Origin of the sequence: Streptomyces fragilis, from assembly GCF_003112515.1 — a bacterium.
Classification (GTDB): Bacteria; Actinomycetota; Actinomycetes; order Streptomycetales; family Streptomycetaceae; genus Streptomyces; species Streptomyces fragilis.
Genome location: NZ_BEVZ01000002.1, coordinates 1,313,953 through 1,329,573, shown reverse-complemented (window position 1 = coordinate 1,329,573; position 15,621 = coordinate 1,313,953). Strand labels below are relative to the sequence as shown.

The following is a 15,621-nucleotide window of genomic DNA, read 5'->3' as shown; positions in this document are numbered from 1 at the left end:
GTCCAGGGCCGCGAGGGCGCGTCACCGCCCCGGGGCGGGGCTCCGGTCCGGCCGGAGCCCGCCGACGGTCAGCTGGTGGGGAAGGAGTCCGCGGTGCTGATCCGGCTCTTGATCAGCGCGCCGGACTCGGTCAGCACGGCGCTGCTGCTGTAGTCGGTGCCGTTGCAGGTGCCCGGCTTGAACGCCGCGCTGCCCTCGTCGGCGTCGGAGTACGTCCAGTTCGCGTACCCGATCTTGTGCCGGTCGAGGAGGTCCAGCCAGGCCGTGGTGCTCGCCCGGTCCACCGCCCCGCCACCGGTGTAGGTCACCGAGCCGAACTCGGTGACGAACAGCGGGAGACGGGTGGCCGCCCGGTTCACCACGGTGCGGTAGCTGTCCGTGTGGCTGGCGGCGTAGAAGTGGAACGCGTACATGATGTTGGTCGCGTTCACCGGGTTGTTGACGATCTCGCTCTCGTCGGCGCCGTCCGAGACGCCGAGCGAGGACCAGCCGCGGGTGCCGACGATGACGACGGCGTCCGGGTCGGCGGCCCGGATCACCGGAATGACCTGCTCGGCGTAGCTCTTGATGGTCGCCCAGCTCACGCCGTTGGGCTCGTTGGCGATCTCGTAGATCACGTTCTTCTTGGCGGCGTTGCGGGTCGCGACGGACTTGAAGAACGTCTTGGCGCGGTCGAGGTTGTAGGTCGGGTCACCCGGGGTCAGCGTGTGGAAGTCGATCATCGCGTACATGCCGCGGGCCTCGGCCATGTCGACGAGGCTGTTCACCTTGCTGGTGAAGCCCGACGGGTCGGTCTCGTAGCCGCCCTCCTGCACGTACATGGCGGTCCGCAGCAGGTCCGCCTTCCAGTCCTTCGCCAGCGCGTCCAGGGACGCCGTGTTGTAGCACTTGCTGAACCACTGCAGGCCGTGCGTGCTCATGCCCCGCAGCTGGATGGGACGGTTGTACTGGTTGCAGAGGTTCACGCCGCAGACGCGGAGCTGCCCGTTGACGCCCACGGGAGTGCCGTTCGCGGGCGGCGGGCTGGTCGGCGGGTCGGTGGGCGGCGGCGTGGTCGGGGACTGGTCCACGGAGCCCGTGCAGGTCACGCCGTTGAGCTTGAAGGACGTGGGCTTGGGGTTGGCGCCGGTGAACGAGCCGACGAATCCCACGTCGGCCGCGGCCCCGGTGGCCAGCGTGCGGTTCCAGTCGACCGGGGCGGCGGTGACCGTGGAACCCGACTGGGACAGGGTGGCGTTCCACCCCTGGACGACCTTCTGACCCGCGTCCGGCCAGTCGAAGGTGAGCTTCCAGCCGGTGACGGGGTCGCCCAGGTTGGTGACCTTCACGCCGGCCTGGAAGCCGCCCTGCCACTGGCTGGTGATCGTGTAGTCGACCTTGCAGCCGGTGGCGGCCGAGACCTGGGGAGCGCTCAGCGCGATGAGCCCCAGACCGGTCGCGCAGGTTGCCAATAAGGCTGTCAAGCGTTTCAAGGCGTATCTCCTCGTATGTGGGGGGAAGCGGCGACAACGGGATGGGAGCGCTCCCAATGGCCCGTCGAGGCGAGACCGTACACCGGCGCGTCGAGGTGCGTACAGATGTTTGACCATGAAGACGTCACCGACACCGACCGCCTCCACGCCCCCGGAGCCGCCGCGGAATGGACGACGTCGCTCTTTGTCCGGAAGCGCCCTGGACGGGCCGGGCGCGGATGGGAAAATGGTGGGCCCGGCCGGGTATGAGGGGGCGAGCCGGTGGACGTACATCCGGGGAACGGTGTTCGGACCTGGAGCCTCTCCCGGTGGAGTGCCGCGCTGGGACTGGTCACCGGCGTCGCCGTCTTCACGTTTCTGGACACCCTGACGTCCGGCGTCCTGGCCGCAGCCCTCGGTGCCGTGCCGGCCGTGTCCCAACTGGTGGCCCGGAGCGGACAGCCGGAAGGGCGTCTCCTCCTTCACGGCCGCCGGATCCCACGGATGCGGCACGTGGACCGCCCCGAGCTCGCCGGCGTGCACAACGCCGAGTCGCATCCGAACGGTTCGCGCCACCGCCGGACCCAACCCCCCTACATCGCACGCGACATCGAGCCCGTGTTACGGCAGGCCATGCGCCGATCGGGTTTCGTCCTGATCGTCGGGGAGTCCACAGCCGGCAAGACACGGCTCGCGTACGAAATGGCACGCTCATGTTTTCCCCAGCACCACTTCGTCCGGCCGATGACCCGACAAGCCATCACCCGTGCCGTGGCGGTGGCCCGCCGCAGACGCAGGAGCGTGCTGTGGCTGGACGACCTGCAGGACTACCTCGGCGCGGAGGGGCTCACGCCGAGCGCCCTCGACTCGCTGCTCGACACCCGGCGGGGGCGGGTCGTCGTCGTGGCGACCATGCGTTCCGAGGAGCACCGGCGCTTCGAGGCCCGGGAGGAGAGCCGGCTGACCGGACCCGACAGGGACGCCTGGCGCACACAGCGGGACGTCCTGCGCAGAGCCGTGGTGATCCGGCTCGCGCGCCGATGGTCGGACGGCGAATGCCACCGGGCCGGGAACTTCCGCGCGGATCCCCGTATCAGGCTGGCTCTGCGCAATCATCATCGTTTCGGCATCGCGGAGATGATCGCGGCCGGACCGGAACTTCTCACGTCCTGGCAGAACGCCTGGGCCCCGGGCGCGAATCCCCGCGGGGCCGCCGTGGTGGCCGCCGCCGTGGACTGCCGGCGTGCCGGCCTGAAGCGCCCCGTGCTGCGGGAGTGGCTGCGCCACCTGCACGTGCGGTACCTCGAGGAACGTGGCGGCCCGGACCTGCAGCCGGAGAGTTTCGACGACGCGATGCGCTGGGCGTGTCAGGCTGCCTTCGCCACCAGCGGTCTTCTCACCGGCAACTACACCCAGGGCTACATGGCGTTCGACTATCTGCTGGAAGTACCGGACCTCCCCGCCGTTCCCGACCACCTGTGGGACGGCCTGCTGCAGCGGTCGGACCCCCCGGACGCCTACGATCTCGGCATCGTGGCTCACCAGGAGGGGCGTTTGGCCCGGGCGGTGACCGCGCTGGAGCGCGCCTCCCAGGCCGGGGTACCAGGCGCCGATCTGGCCCTGGCCATAGCGTTGGGCGACAGCGGGAAGCCCCGCCGAGCCGTGCGCGGCCTGCGGGCCGTGGTCGAGGAACGCACCACGCGGCTCGGTCTTACGCATCCCGACACCCTCGTCGCTCGGCATCAACTGGCCTTTTTCGTGAGTGAGTGCGGCGACTGGCCGACGGCCACCGAGCTCTCGGCGCGGCTGGTGGAGGACATGGGCCGGACACTGGGAGCCGGACATCCGGACACACTCTCGGCGCGGCACCAGCTGGCGTACTGCATGGGCGAGAGCGGTGATCCCGACGCCGCCGCGGCCCGCCTACGCGTCCTGCGGAACGACCGCAGGCGGATACTCGGTCCGGCCCATCCGCAGACCATCGGCACCACCAGGACGCTGATCTGGTACGCCGCCGTCAACGGACCGCTCGAGGAGGCCGAGGCCGACATGAGGCAACTCCTGCGCACGGCTGTCGAGGCCCTGGGCCCGGACGAGTCCCACACCCTCGCCATCCGCAGCTCTCTCGCGTCGTTCGCGCTCCGTGCGGGCCGCACCGACGAGGCCGTGAGCGCGTTCCACCGGCTGGCGCAGGCTCGCACGGCCCTGCTGGGGGCCGCGCACCCGCACACCGTCCGTACCCTGCTCGACGCCGCTCGCGCCCTGGCAGCGGCCGGAGACCGCGGTAGGGCCTCGGCCGCCTTGGACGAGGCAGTGCGACATGCCTCTCGGTCCCTGGAACCGGGACATCGGCTTCTGCGCGAGGCGGAGAGTCTCCTCGCCGCCGTGCACCACGGGCCGACGCCCGGAGGCGACGGCGGCCACGCCTAGGGCCGGCCCGCCGGGACGGGATCAGGGCCGGGTACGGGCCCGCCGGGGCCGGGTGGACGATGCGGGGGCGGGCCTACGGGAGGACGATGTCGCGGCCGGGTCCGCCCTCGAGGACGTCCCTCCCGGAGCCGCCGACGACCAGGTCGTCGTCGCCCTCGCCGTCCAGCGTGTCGTTGCCGGGTCCGCCCAGGACGATGTCGCGGCCGTCCCCGCCCATGACGTGGTCGTCGCCCTGGCCGGCGTGCACGACGTCGTCACCGCCGTAGCCCTGGATCATGTCGTCACCGCGGCCGCCCGACATCCGCTGATCGCCGTCGTCACCCATCAGGTCGTCCGTACCGTCGCCGCCGTGCAGGGCCCCCGACCCCATGACCATGTCGTTCCCCGGGTCGCCCCGCACCGTACGCGCGGTGTGGGCGTGCAGTTCGTCGTCGCCGGGTCCGCCACTGACGGTGGCGACCCCGGGGTCGAAGGCGGCGATCGTGTCGTCGCCGTCGCCGAGGAACACGTCGATCCGCTCGGGCAGAGTGCCGTCGACGGGCAGTTCGCAGACGACGGATGTGGTGTCCTCGGCCCTGGAGTAGGCACAGTGGTCGCCCGGCTCGAGCGGGACCACGTCGCTGAAGCCGATCCGCCGGACCCCGTCGGCGGTGTACATGGAGAAGATCTGCAGGTCGTTGACCTGTCCGGCCGCGGCGGTGAAGACGATCGACCGGGTCGCCCAGTCGGCGCCGACGCGCGCTTTCGCCTCCGCGGGGGCGGGAGCGGCGGCTGCCGGACCGGCGGCGAATCCGGCGGCGAGCAGGGCCACGGCGACCGCGCTGACGGTGACGCGGTTTCGGTTCACAGGTCCTCACTTCGCGGTGGTGACGGTGCGTCGAGTTGCGTGCGGGCGCAGCCGGGGGCGGCGTGACGTGTCACGGCGGGCCGGCGGTGCCGAGAAATTCGTGGGTGTGCACCCCAGGAGCGGAGGAAGCCCCGCCGGGGCAGGGTGACCACAGGGGTCCCCTGTCCCGACGGAGCTCGGCCGGCCGGGCGGCGGGTCACCGGCGCCCGGCGGAGGCCGGTGCCGTGTGCGGCGCTCTCCGGGTCAGCTGAAGTTGACGTCGCTGCACCACATGTAGGCCTGGTCGAGGTGCGAGGCCTGCCAGATGACGAACAGGATGTGGTGTCCGCTGTAGCCCGAGGTGTTGACGTTGAACGAGATGTTCTGCGCCGGGGCGTAGCGGCCGGTCTGCGTGATGAAGTCGAGGTTGCCCCAGCCCAGGGTCTGGGTCTTGGGGTTGAAGCCCTGCTTGCTCACGTAGACCTTGAAGTAGTCGGCACCGTGGGACGCCTGGTCGTAGAGCTGGACCGAGAAGTTGCTGCCGATGTTGGTCGTCTTCCAGGCGCCCGGCTTGTTCAGGCTGGCGTTCCTGGAGAGGTTGTTGCTGCAGAGCGTTCCGTCCGGGGTCTTCGCCTGGAACTGACCGCCGAGGCCGTCGCGGAGCGCGCTCATCCAGTTCCACATGGTGTCAGGGTTGGCCTGGAAGGCCTGGTAACACATGGGGTCTTCGGTCTGCATGGCAGGGTTCGTGTGGTTGCTACCCCACTTCTGCCAGCACTGGTACGCGCGGGTGGGGGGACCGACGATGGTGCCGTGGGCCTGGGCGGGGGTCGACCAGGCGAGTGCACCGGCAACGACAGCGAACAGCATGACCAGCGCCTGGAGAGGCCGGCGGAGGGCCGACCGGGACCGCCCGGCTAAGGGGAGCTGTGTGCGCATGTGGGGGGAACTCCTTCCAAATTGAATGCACTGTGGGAGCGCTCCCAGCGTTACGACGATTTAACGAAATGTCAATGGAGCAAACAGAGTTGGGCACGGGCAGGGTGATGAACAGGCAATCTTCGGCGAGTTTCGGCCGACATCCGGGCACGCTCCCCGCCACGGGCCCGCAGCCCGCCGGACGACTCGTCCTACACTCGCCCGGCGGCGCCCGCCGGCGCCCGGCGGCTTGAAGGGAAGGGCACTCCGTGCACACCTACGACAACCCGGTCATCAGTGGATTCCACCCCGATCCGAGCGTGTGCCGGGTGGGTGAGGACTACTACCTGGTGTGTTCCAGCTTCGAGTACTTCCCCGGGCTGCCGGTCTTCCACAGCAAGGACCTGGTGCACTGGGAGCAGATCGGCAACGTGCTCGACCGCCCCGGGCAGCTGCCGCTGCCGCTCCCCGGCGCCAAGGCATCCGGCGGCCTGTACGCGCCCACGATCCGCCACCACGGCGGCCGTTTCTGGGTGGTCAACACCAACGTCGACGGCGGCGGCAACTTCGTCGTGTCGGCCGAGCGGCCCGAGGGCCCGTGGAGCGACCCGGTGTGGCTGGACCTGGAGGGGATCGATCCCGATCTGGCGTGGGAGGAGGACGGCACCTGCTGGTGCGCCTTCTCCGGGCCCGCCGGAGGCATCAACCTGGCCAGGATCGATCCGGACACCGGCCGGGTGCTGGAGGGGCCCTTCCCCACCTGGTCGGGCAGTGGTCTCAAGTATCCCGAGGCGCCGCACCTCTACCGGATCGGCGGCTGGTGGTACCTGCTGATCGCGGAGGGCGGCACCGAACGCGGCCACAGCGTGTCCGTCGCCCGGAGCCGTTCGCCGCGCGGCCCCTGGGAGGGCGCCCCCGCCAACCCCCTGCTGTCCCACAGCGGTACCGCCCGTCCCATCCAGAACACCGGTCACGCCGACCTGGTGCAGGCGCCCGACGGCAGTTGGTGGACGGTGCTGCTCGGCGTCCGGCCCCGCGGCTTCACACCCGACGTGCACGTGCTCGGCCGCGAGACGTTCCTGACCCCGGTCGAGTGGGACGAGGAGGGCTGGCCCGTCGTCGCGCCCGTACCCGAGAGGCACGCGGCGCCGGGCGGTGCCTGGCACCCCGTGCCGGAGCCGCCCGGTCGCGACGACTTCGACGGGCCCGCGCTGGCGCCGTACTGGATCTCACCGTTCGCCCGCCCGGAGGGCTCCTGGTCGCTCACGGAGAATCCCGGCCGGCTGACCCTGCGGGCCACCGGGGACACGCTCGACCGCCCCGGCTACACCTTCGTCGGCCGCCGCCAGCAGCACCACGACTGCCGTGTCACCGTCTCGGTCGACCCGGGCACCGGGCGCGGTGGACTGTGCGTGCGACTGGACGAGGCCCACCACTACGAACTGGAGGTCGGCGCCGGGGAGGCGGGAGTCGTCGCCCGGATCGGGCCGTTGCGCCAGACCGTGGCCTCCCGGCCGGTGCCGCCCGGACCGCTGACTCTCACCGTCACGATCCGGACGTCCGATCTCGTACCCGCGTCGCCCGAACTCACCGACGGCGGGACCACCGGCCCGGACACCCTCGCCTTCTGGGTCGGCGATCCCGACGCCGAGGACGCCCGGCCGCTCGCCGAACTGGACGGTCGTTACCTGTCCACGGAGGTCGCCTGCGGATTCACCGGCCGTGTCATCGGCATGTACGCCACCGAGGGCGTGGTCGCCTTCGACTGGTTCGCGTACGCCCCTGCCTCCACCCCCTCCGGCTGAGCCCCTCCGGCTGAGGCACGGGGCGGGCGTCCCGCCGGGGCGGGGCGCCGCCCTGCTCCGGCGGGTACCGCCCCCCGGCGGGCCGTGGCCCCGGCACGCGTGCCCGTGACGGCTCCTCCCCCCGCCCCCGGCGGAAAGGTGGCTGGAATAGCCTGTTCGCATGTCCTCCCGACCCGTCGGCTCGCGTCCGACCTTGTCCCTGGTCGCCGAGACCGCCGGTACGAGTGTCCCCACCGTGTCCAAGGTGCTGCGCGGCGGAACCGACGTCTCGGCCGAGACGCGGGCGAGGGTGATGGCGGCCGTACAGGAGGTCGGCTACACCCGCCGGGGCGGGGCCAGGATCGGCAGTGGGCGCAGCGAGAGCGGTCCGTCCAACGTGCTCACCCTGGTGGTCACCCACTTCGAGGGTTCCTGGGCCAACCTGGTGACGGCCGGAGTCGGGCGCGAGGCGGCGGCGGCCGGACTGGACGTCGTGCTGACGCTGGCCGAGCCGCACACCGACTGGGCGACCCGGGTCCTCAGGAGGCGGAGCGTGGGCGCCGTCGCGATGCCCGTCGACCCCAACTCCCGGCACCTGCACGCCCTCTACGCGGCAGGCGTCCCCGTGGTGCTGATCGACCCGATGAGCAAGCCGCCCTCCGGGGTGGCGAGTGTCGGCGTGGCGAACTGGGACGGGGGCCGCATGGCCGGCGAGCACTTCCTGTCCCTCGGCCACGTACGGCTGGGGGTCGTGGCGGGCCATGCCCGTCACCTCTACAGCCGGGCGCGCGTCGACGGGTTCCGCGCGGCCGCCGAGACGACTCCCGGCGGCGGGACCACGGTGTCCGTGGCGCACGGCGGGTGGGACCGCGCCAAGGCGGCGGCCGCCACCCACACCCTGCTGGACAAGGACCCGGAGATCACCGGCATCTTCGCGTGCTCGGACACCATGGCCCTCGGTGTCTACGACGCGCTGACCGCTCGGGGCCTGCGCGTCCCGGAGGACGTCGGCGTCGTCGGCTTCGACGACCTGCCCGAGGCACAGTGCGTCACTCCCGGACTGACGACCGTCAGGCAGCCCACCGCCGAACTGGGCGCCGCGGCGGTCGGTCTCCTGCTCGACCTGTCCCGGAACGGGGCCGACGGCGCCCACCGCCCCGTCCGCATGGAGCTCGCCACCGAGCTGGTCGTCCGCGCCTCCTGCGGCCGCCCTCCGGCCGCCACGACGCAGCGCCCCTGACGCACGGGCCGCGCCCGTGGCGCAGGACGGGCCGCGCCCGTGACGCACGAGGAGCCGCGCCGGGGACGCGGGTCCGGTCGCGCCACCGGGAGCCGGGGGCGCTGATCAGGTCGCGCCCCGGCTCCCGGCCTTCCCGCGGCGGCGGGTGACCGCTCGGCGGGACGTGGTGCGCCGTCCTCAGCCCTTGGCGGCAGCGGCGTTGGTGTCCTTGGCGATGTCGGCGCCGGTGCTCTTGCCGGCCAGCAGCTTCACGACCGCGGTGTTCATGGCGTTGCCGACGTTCTGGCCGTACACGGTGTCCAGGAACATCATCGTGTAGGCGGCCTTGTTGAAGGCCTCGAGCGCCGAGACGTTGTAGGACTCGGTGACGACGTCCTGGGCCTCCTTGTTCACCGGGATCGTGAAGAACGCCTTCGCGTAGGCCCTCTGCTGGTCCTTCGTGACCAGGAACTGGAGGAAGCCGAAGGCCTCCTTCGGCGCGTCCTTGGACAGGGAGTAGCCGCCACCGCCGCCCATGAGGGCGGTCGGATCGCCCTGGCCGCCCTCCACCGCGGGGAAGGGGAACCAGCCGAGGTCGGGGAGCGACTTCTTGTCCGGGGTCAGGCCGGCGATCACACCGGGCTGCCAGGTGCCCATGAGTTCCATGGCCGCCTTGTGATTGGCGACCATGCCCGCCGACGAGCCCGCGCCCTGCTGCGAGGGAGTCGTCAGGAAGCCTTTCTGGAAGGGCTCGACCTCGAGGAAGTCCTCCAGGTCCTCACCGGCCCGGGTCCAGCACGGGTCGTTGAAGGTGAGCGACTCGGCGGCCTTGTTCATGGCGTCCTGGCTGCACTCGCGCACGGCGAAGTTGTAGTACCAGTGGGCGGCCGGCCAGGCGTCCTTGGCCCCGACCGCGATCGGCGCGACGCCGATCTTCTTCAGCTTCGCGACGGCGTCCTCGAGTTCCGCCATCGTCTTCGGGAGCTCGGCGATGCCGGCCTTCTCGAAGAGGTCCTTGCTGTAGTAGATGCCCTCGGGCTGCGTGTCGGTCGGCATCGCGTAGACCTTGCCGTCGATCGTGTTGCCCGCGACGGCCGCCTCGCCGGTGTTCGCCCTGTCGGCGGCGGTGAGTTCCAGAGCCTGGACCTGGCCGGCCTCGACCATGGCCCGCATCTTGCCGCCGCCGCGCTGGAGGAAGATGTCCGGCGCGGTGTCCGAGTTGAGGGCGGTCTGGAGCTTTCCGTCGAAGTCCTCGTTCTGGATCGCCTGGAGCTTGATCGTCACATGCGGGTGCAGCGCCTGGTACTCCTTCACGGCCGCCTTGAAGTAGTCGTCACCGGGCCCGGGCATGGCGTTCTCCCAGAAGGTCAGCGTGACCTTGCCGCCGGACGAAGCCTCGCCGTCGGTGCCGCCGCCACCCGCGCAGCCGGTGGCGACGAGCGCGATGCCCAGGCCCACCGCGGCGGCCGTCTCCCAGCGTGTCTTCCTCGTCATCGTGGAACTCCCTGATCCTTCGTCATGGAGACCACGGGCCGCAGTTTTTGCGCAAACCAATGGCCGTCCGTCGAGTCGCGGCAATGTCTATCGCGTGGGACACGGCGGGTACCACCCAAAGTTTGCGCAGATTGCTGAATCGTTACTGGAGTGCGCGGCGGCGGCGCCCGGGATCTTGACACCGTTTTCGGCGGCTCCCTAGGGTGCGCTGAGCCTCTTACGGAAGCACGGCCGTCCCGGCACCGCCCGCCCGCAGCAAAGGACCGCCCCCACCATGCGGATCGTCGTCCCCAGCCGTCCGACAGCCCGACTCTCCGACGCCTGGTGTCAGTGCGTGGGCACGGGCCGGCTCGACCTCGCGCTGCGGCGTGACTACCAGGATTCGCTCGCCCTCGTGCAGCAGGAGATCGGGTTCCGCTTCATCCGTGGGCACGGTCTGCTCAGCGACGGGATGGGCATCCACCGCCCCTACCACCACGCCGGCGAGCGGCGCGTGCGCCATGCCTTCACCTATCTCGACCAGGTGGTGGACGCCTACCTGGAGCAGGGCATCGCGCCCTTCCTCGAACTCGGCTTCATGCCGTCCGGCCTCGCCTCCGGCGAGGACACCGTGTTCTGGTGGAAGGGCAACATCACGCCTCCTCGCGACGAGAGGGAGTGGGCGGACCTCGTCCGCGCCGTCCTCGGGCACCTCGCCGACCGTTACGGCATCGACCAGGTGCGCCGCTGGCCGATCGAGGTGTGGAACGAGCCGAACCTGGCGCCGTTCTGGGCCGCCGACCAGGACGCGTACCACCGGCTGTACGAGGTGACCGCTCTGGCCGTCAAGGAGGTCGACGCCGAACTCCAGGTCGGCGGCCCGTCGTTGGCACCCGGTTACCAGGAGGAGTGGATCCGGCGCTTCGCCGACTTCGTCGACGGCCGTGACCTGCCGATCGACTTCGTGAGCCGCCACGCCTACTCCTCCGGCCCCGAGCAGCACGTGCCGTTCGGCACCCACCAGACCCTCATGCCGGCCTCGGCGCTGCTCGAGCAGTTCGGCGCCCCCCGCAAGCAGCTGGCGGGCACCGGGCTCGCGGACCTGCCGTTGCACATCACCGAGTTCAACTCCTCCTACCGGCCGGACAACCCGATCCACGACACCGCGTTCCACGCGGCCTACCTCGCCCCGGTCCTGGCCAACGGTGGCGACCACGCGGATTCCTTCTCCTACTGGACCTTCAGCGACGTCTTCGAGGAGACGGGCATCCCCACCGCCCCCTTCCACGGCGGCTTCGGCCTGCTGACCCACCGCCAGATCAAGAAGCCCACCTACCACCTGTTCGCGTTCATGGCCGAGATGGGCGAACAGGTCCTGGCCCGGGGCGAGGACCACCTGGTGACACGGCACGACGACGGCCGGGTCACCGTGCTGTCCTGGGCGCCGGCCGACCCGGCCGGCGGCGCGCCCGTCGGCGGGCACACGGTCCGGCTGTCCCTGCCCGTCGGCGCGCCGGACGCACGCGGCTCCGCCTACGCGCGCCGCCGCTCCGTGAGCGAGGACGCCGGCAACGCGTGGGCGGCCTGGTGCGAGATGGGGCGGCCGCTCGCCCCCGGCCACCGCCTGCTCGACGCGCTCCGCGAAGCCGCCGAACCCGCCCGCTCGCACCGGAGTGTTCCGGTCGCCGGCGGGCGGGCGGACGTGGACCTGGTCCTGGGCCGCAACGAGGTGACACTGCTCGAGCTCACGCCGGTCGTCGACGAGACGCCGGAATGGTGGAGCGACGACCGGCTCTTCGGTTTCGGCACCGACTCCGCCGAGGCCGCCGAGTCCTTCGGAGCCGCCGAGCCCGCCGGGGCCGCCGAGCCCGCCGGGTCCGCCGGGGCCGCCGAGCCCTCCGGGGCGTGATGCCCGGCCCCTGCCGTCCGCCGCACCCGGAACCCGCCCGAGCCCGTTCCTGTCCCTGTTCCTGTCCCTCTTCCGCTACGCCCCGCCGTCGATCGTCCAGGAGTGGCACAGCCACCACGCGGTGATGCCGCCGAAGGTGCTGTGGGGATCGATCCCGGTCACCGTGGAGAAGCGCTGGACGCGGTTGCGCACGGTGTTCTCGTGCACGTAGAGGGTGCGGGCGACCGACGCCGCGTCGCGGTCGGCCTCCAGCCACGCGCGAACGGTGCGGGCGACGGCCCCCGCGGCGGGGCCGAGCACCGCGCGGCCCGCGCGGTGGTGCGCGGTGAGGGCGGCGGCCAGGTCGGTGCGGGACAGCAGCGCGACGGCGGGAGCGACGGCACTGATGTGGACCGGTCCGGACAGGCCGGACACCTCCGCGGCGGGGACGGTGGCCACCGCCAGCCGGTGCGCGACGCCGAGTTCCTCGGCCACGACCGGACCGGCGATGCCGACGACCTGCCCGGCCCCGCCGGTGCCGAAGGCCGGGCGGCCGGTCACGACGGCGACCAGGGTGTCGTCCACCACCGCGGCCAGCCCCCGCCCGCCGGCTTCGGTCAGGCGTCGCAGCGCCGTCGCGGAGGCGGGATCACCGGGCCGGGTGACCAGCACCCACAGGCCGGTGCCGGAGGTGAAGCCCCGCTCGGCGGCGGCGAGGGCGGCCGCCGAGCCGCCCTCGAGCAGGCGGCGCATCGACTCGGCGTCGCGGTCCCAGCCGTCGTGCTGGCGGGGCGCCTCCCGGTGGGCGCGGATCAGCCGGGCGCGCACGGCGTCGGCCCAGTCGTCGTACAGCTCGCGGGCGTCGAGCACGCGCTCGGCCGGGATGCCGGCGGTCTCGGCCAGTTCGCGCGCACGGGCCCAGATGGCGCGTTCGGAGATCCGCACCGAGCCGAGGACCACGTCGATGGGGATGCCCTGCCGCGCGCGGGTGACGGCGAGCTGCTCGACGACCGTCAGCTCCGCCTCGGTCGGGGCCCGGCGGCCGGCCAGCGCGCGGGCGGCCGCGGTGAGCAGCACCCTCGTGTGACCCGTGATGTCGGAGACCGGCAGCGTGGCCGCCTCCTGCACGTGGCTGCGCACCGCGGCGACCACCTGCGGGAGCAGATCCTCGTCGGCGAGCACCCGCTCGATCAGGTCGACGAACGCCTGCCAGTCGTGCTCCCCGTCCTTCACGCGCGCATCGTCGCACACATTGTGGGGCGCCACAATCACGCCCTCGAACTCGGTGGTCCCGGCCAGCCTCCGCAGAGGTGCGGCGACCTAGCGTTGTGACCGCCACCAGGCGAAGCTCCCGCTCCCACCGCCCCGAACAGGAGAACGAACGCGCATGAGGAACCCTGCCCGCGTCGCCGTCATCGGCGCCGGCGCCGCCGGCCTGGCCACCGCGAAGGCGCTGCTCGACGTCGGCGCGGACGTCGTCGTCCACGAGAAGGGCGACCGGCCGGGCGGTCTGTGGAACCGCCACAACGGCAGCGGCCTCTCCCCGGCGTACGGCTCGCTCCACCTGAACACCAGCAAGGGCCGCACCCAGTTCGCCGACCACCCGATGCCGGCCGACTGGGTCGACTACCCCTCGGCGGACCTGGTGGCCGGCTACCTCGCCGACTACGCCGACACCTTCGGCGTGAGCGAGCACATCCGGTTCGGCAGCACCGTGACCCGCGTCGAGCGCGAGGAGACGGGCCCCGGGCGCGGCGCCTGGACGGTGACGACGGAGGACGGCGGCGCGGACCGGTACGACGCCGTCGTCGTCGCCAACGGCCACAACTGGGACCCGCGCCTGCCCGAGCCGGAGTACCCCGGGACGTTCGACGGCGTCCAGATGCACGCCCACGACTACCGTGACCCGGAGATCTTCCGCGGGCGGCACGTGTTGGTCGTCGGCATGGGCAACTCGGCCATGGACATCGCCGTCGACGCCTCCTACGTGGCCGCCTCGCCGGTGCTCCTCTCGGCCCGGCGCGGCGTGCACATCGTCCCGAAGTACCTCTTCGGGCGCCCGGCCGACGCCACCGGCGGGGCCATCGCCAGGCTTCCCTGGCGGATCCGCCAGCGCCTGGCGGAGACCATGCTGCGTCTCGCGGTCGGCCGGCCCGAGGACTACGACCTGCCGGCCCCGGCGGGCGGCCTGTTCCAGAACCACCCGACGGTCAGTGACACCGTCCTGCACCGGTTGACCCACGGCGAGGTGGTGGCACGGCCGGGGATCGAGCGGCTCGACGGCGACCGCGTCGTCTTCACCGACGGCAGCGCCGAGCGCGTCGACACCATCGTGTGGGCCACCGGGTACCGCGTCAGCATCCCGTTCCTCTCCGAGCGCTGGATCGGCGCCGACCCGGAGAAGCTGCCACTGCACCACCGCGTCTTCCACCTCGACGACCCCAGCCTGGCCTTCGTCGGGCTGATGCAGTCCACCGGCGCCGCGCTGCCGGTCGTGGAGGCGCAGGCGAAGCTCGTCGCGGCGCACCTCGGCGGCGGCTACGCCCTGCCGGGCGTCGACGAGCGTCGCCGCATCGCCGACCGGACGCTGCGCGAGGCCCGGGCCCGGTGGGGGGACAAGCGCCCCGCGATGCGCATCGACTTCGACGCCTACGTCGCCTCCGTGCCGCGCGAGCTCGCCGCGGGCAGGAAGCGGCTGGCCGCCCACGGCGGCGCGTTCGAACCCCCACTCACCAGTACCGGCACCAGCGCCACCAGCAGCGACGCCACCGCGTCCCACACCACCGACGAGGTCTCCGCATGAGCCTGCGCAACGCCACCGGTCTGCGCGTCCTGATCACCGGAGCCTCCGGCACGTTCGGCCGGGCGCTCGCCACCGAGCTGATCGGCCGGGGTGCACACGTCGTCGGGCTCGACGTCGCCCCTCGCGACGACGATCCGATGACGGTCCTCCCCTGCGACCTCACCGACGACACCGCCGTGCCCGCCGCCGTGGACGCCGCCCTGGCGGAGCTCGGCGGGCTCGACGTCCTGATCAACAACGCCGGCATCGGCGGTCCCGCCCCGGCCGAGCTGCCACCGGGGCAGGAGGTCCTCCGTCAGCTCGACATCAACCTGCTCGGCACGTGGCGCGTCAGCGCGGCCTGCGTTCCGGCGCTCGTCGCCTCGCGCGGCCGGGTGGTCATGCTCGCCTCCCGGATGGCCGTCATGCAGCTGCCCCTCGCCGCGGCGTACGGCGCGTCCAAGCGCGCCATGGTCGCCTACGCCGACGCGCTGCGCCTGGAGCTCGGCACGCACGTGGGCGTCACCTGCGTCTACCCGTCGGCCGTCCGCAGCCCGATCCACGACTCGACCGCCGAGGCCGGCCTGTCGCTGGAGGGGATGAGCTCGTACGAGCCGCTCGGGGGCGTGGTGCACACCGTGCTGCGCGCGGCCCTCTCTCCGAGGGCGCTCCGGGACCTGCCGACCACGCGCCGTGGTGCGGTGGAGTTCTTCCTCGCCCGCCACCTGCCGTCGCTGACCGACCGGATCGTGGGGCGCACCTTCTCCTCCCGCGTCCGGTCGGGCGCGTTCCGCGACGCCGAACTCGCGGCCGGTGCGGTGGCGCGTCACGCCGAGGCCGCGGAGTGAGG

General features: G+C 72.1%; 11 protein-coding genes. 6 read left to right on the top strand and 5 right to left on the bottom strand.

Features of this window, described 5'->3' with window-relative positions:
• Window positions 1-68: 68 nt before the first annotated feature.
• Window positions 69-1,472, bottom strand: a complete 1,404-nt coding sequence (locus Sfr03f_RS07705; RefSeq protein WP_170145041.1) for a cellulase family glycosylhydrolase — start codon at window positions 1,470-1,472, stop codon at window positions 69-71.
• A gap of 723 nt (window positions 1,473-2,195) precedes the next feature.
• Between Sfr03f_RS07705 and Sfr03f_RS07700 the strand changes: the two genes are divergently transcribed.
• Complete coding sequence (locus tag Sfr03f_RS07700) at window positions 2,196-3,881, top strand: tetratricopeptide repeat protein (RefSeq protein WP_159105585.1); 1,686 nt, start codon at window positions 2,196-2,198, stop codon at window positions 3,879-3,881.
• Window positions 3,882-3,954: 73 nt separating this feature from the next.
• On the opposite strand, the gene Sfr03f_RS07695 is transcribed toward Sfr03f_RS07700, so the two are convergent.
• Window positions 3,955-4,728 (bottom strand): calcium-binding protein, encoded by a 774-nt coding sequence (locus tag Sfr03f_RS07695; RefSeq protein WP_108952901.1) that lies wholly within the window; start codon window positions 4,726-4,728, stop codon window positions 3,955-3,957.
• 243 nt (window positions 4,729-4,971) lie between these two features.
• On the bottom strand, window positions 4,972-5,646 hold the full coding sequence (locus Sfr03f_RS07690) for a lytic polysaccharide monooxygenase auxiliary activity family 9 protein (RefSeq protein ID WP_471997311.1): 675 nt from the start codon (window positions 5,644-5,646) through the stop codon (window positions 4,972-4,974).
• Window positions 5,647-5,894: 248 nt separating this feature from the next.
• Here Sfr03f_RS07690 and Sfr03f_RS07685 point away from each other — a divergent pair, with 248 nt between their 5' ends.
• Together Sfr03f_RS07685 and Sfr03f_RS07680 are read left to right on the top strand one after the other, a co-directional pair.
• Window positions 5,895-7,430: a glycoside hydrolase family 43 protein gene (locus Sfr03f_RS07685; protein ID WP_108952899.1), complete on the top strand. Its 1,536-nt coding sequence runs from the start codon at window positions 5,895-5,897 to the stop codon at window positions 7,428-7,430.
• A gap of 160 nt (window positions 7,431-7,590) precedes the next feature.
• Window positions 7,591-8,649, top strand: a complete 1,059-nt coding sequence (locus Sfr03f_RS07680; RefSeq protein WP_108952898.1) for a LacI family DNA-binding transcriptional regulator — start codon at window positions 7,591-7,593, stop codon at window positions 8,647-8,649.
• Between the two features lie 177 nt (window positions 8,650-8,826).
• On the opposite strand, the gene Sfr03f_RS07675 is transcribed toward Sfr03f_RS07680, so the two are convergent.
• Window positions 8,827-10,122: an ABC transporter substrate-binding protein gene (locus Sfr03f_RS07675; protein WP_108952897.1), complete on the bottom strand. Its 1,296-nt coding sequence runs from the start codon at window positions 10,120-10,122 to the stop codon at window positions 8,827-8,829.
• A gap of 274 nt (window positions 10,123-10,396) precedes the next feature.
• Between Sfr03f_RS07675 and Sfr03f_RS07670 the strand changes: the two genes are divergently transcribed.
• Window positions 10,397-12,010 carry a GH39 family glycosyl hydrolase gene (locus Sfr03f_RS07670; RefSeq protein WP_108952896.1) on the top strand — a complete coding sequence of 538 codons (1,614 nt, stop codon included), beginning with the start codon at window positions 10,397-10,399 and terminating at the stop codon, window positions 12,008-12,010.
• Between the two features lie 75 nt (window positions 12,011-12,085).
• Here the strand turns inward: Sfr03f_RS07670 and Sfr03f_RS07665 are convergent, their stop codons facing one another.
• A complete protein-coding gene (locus Sfr03f_RS07665) occupies window positions 12,086-13,222 on the bottom strand; it encodes a helix-turn-helix domain-containing protein (RefSeq protein ID WP_108952895.1) in 1,137 nt (378 codons plus the stop codon).
• 154 nt (window positions 13,223-13,376) lie between these two features.
• Between Sfr03f_RS07665 and Sfr03f_RS31130 the strand changes: the two genes are divergently transcribed.
• Window positions 13,377-14,792 carry a flavin-containing monooxygenase gene (locus tag Sfr03f_RS31130; RefSeq protein ID WP_108952894.1) on the top strand — a complete coding sequence of 472 codons (1,416 nt, stop codon included), beginning with the start codon at window positions 13,377-13,379 and terminating at the stop codon, window positions 14,790-14,792.
• Complete coding sequence (locus Sfr03f_RS31125; RefSeq protein ID WP_108952893.1) at window positions 14,789-15,619, top strand: SDR family NAD(P)-dependent oxidoreductase; 831 nt, start codon at window positions 14,789-14,791, stop codon at window positions 15,617-15,619. Before Sfr03f_RS31130 ends, Sfr03f_RS31125 begins: the two co-directional genes overlap by 4 nt.
• Window positions 15,620-15,621 lie beyond the last annotated feature (2 nt).

What these genes read in the sequence shown, in the direction of transcription:
- Sfr03f_RS07700 (WP_159105585.1), top strand. Translation starts at nt 2,196, where the DNA reads ATGACCCGACAAGCCATCACCCGTGCCGTGGCGGTGGCCCGCCGCAGA.
- Sfr03f_RS07690 (WP_471997311.1), bottom strand. Translation starts at nt 5,646, where the DNA reads ATGCGCACACAGCTCCCCTTAGCCGGGCGGTCCCGGTCGGCCCTCCGC.
- Sfr03f_RS07680 (WP_108952898.1), top strand. Translation starts at nt 7,591, where the DNA reads ATGTCCTCCCGACCCGTCGGCTCGCGTCCGACCTTGTCCCTGGTCGCC.
- Sfr03f_RS07675 (WP_108952897.1), bottom strand. Translation starts at nt 10,122, where the DNA reads ATGACGAGGAAGACACGCTGGGAGACGGCCGCCGCGGTGGGCCTGGGC.
- Sfr03f_RS07670 (WP_108952896.1), top strand. Translation starts at nt 10,397, where the DNA reads ATGCGGATCGTCGTCCCCAGCCGTCCGACAGCCCGACTCTCCGACGCC.
- Sfr03f_RS31130 (WP_108952894.1), top strand. Translation starts at nt 13,377, where the DNA reads ATGAGGAACCCTGCCCGCGTCGCCGTCATCGGCGCCGGCGCCGCCGGC.
- Sfr03f_RS31125 (WP_108952893.1), top strand. Translation starts at nt 14,789, where the DNA reads ATGAGCCTGCGCAACGCCACCGGTCTGCGCGTCCTGATCACCGGAGCC.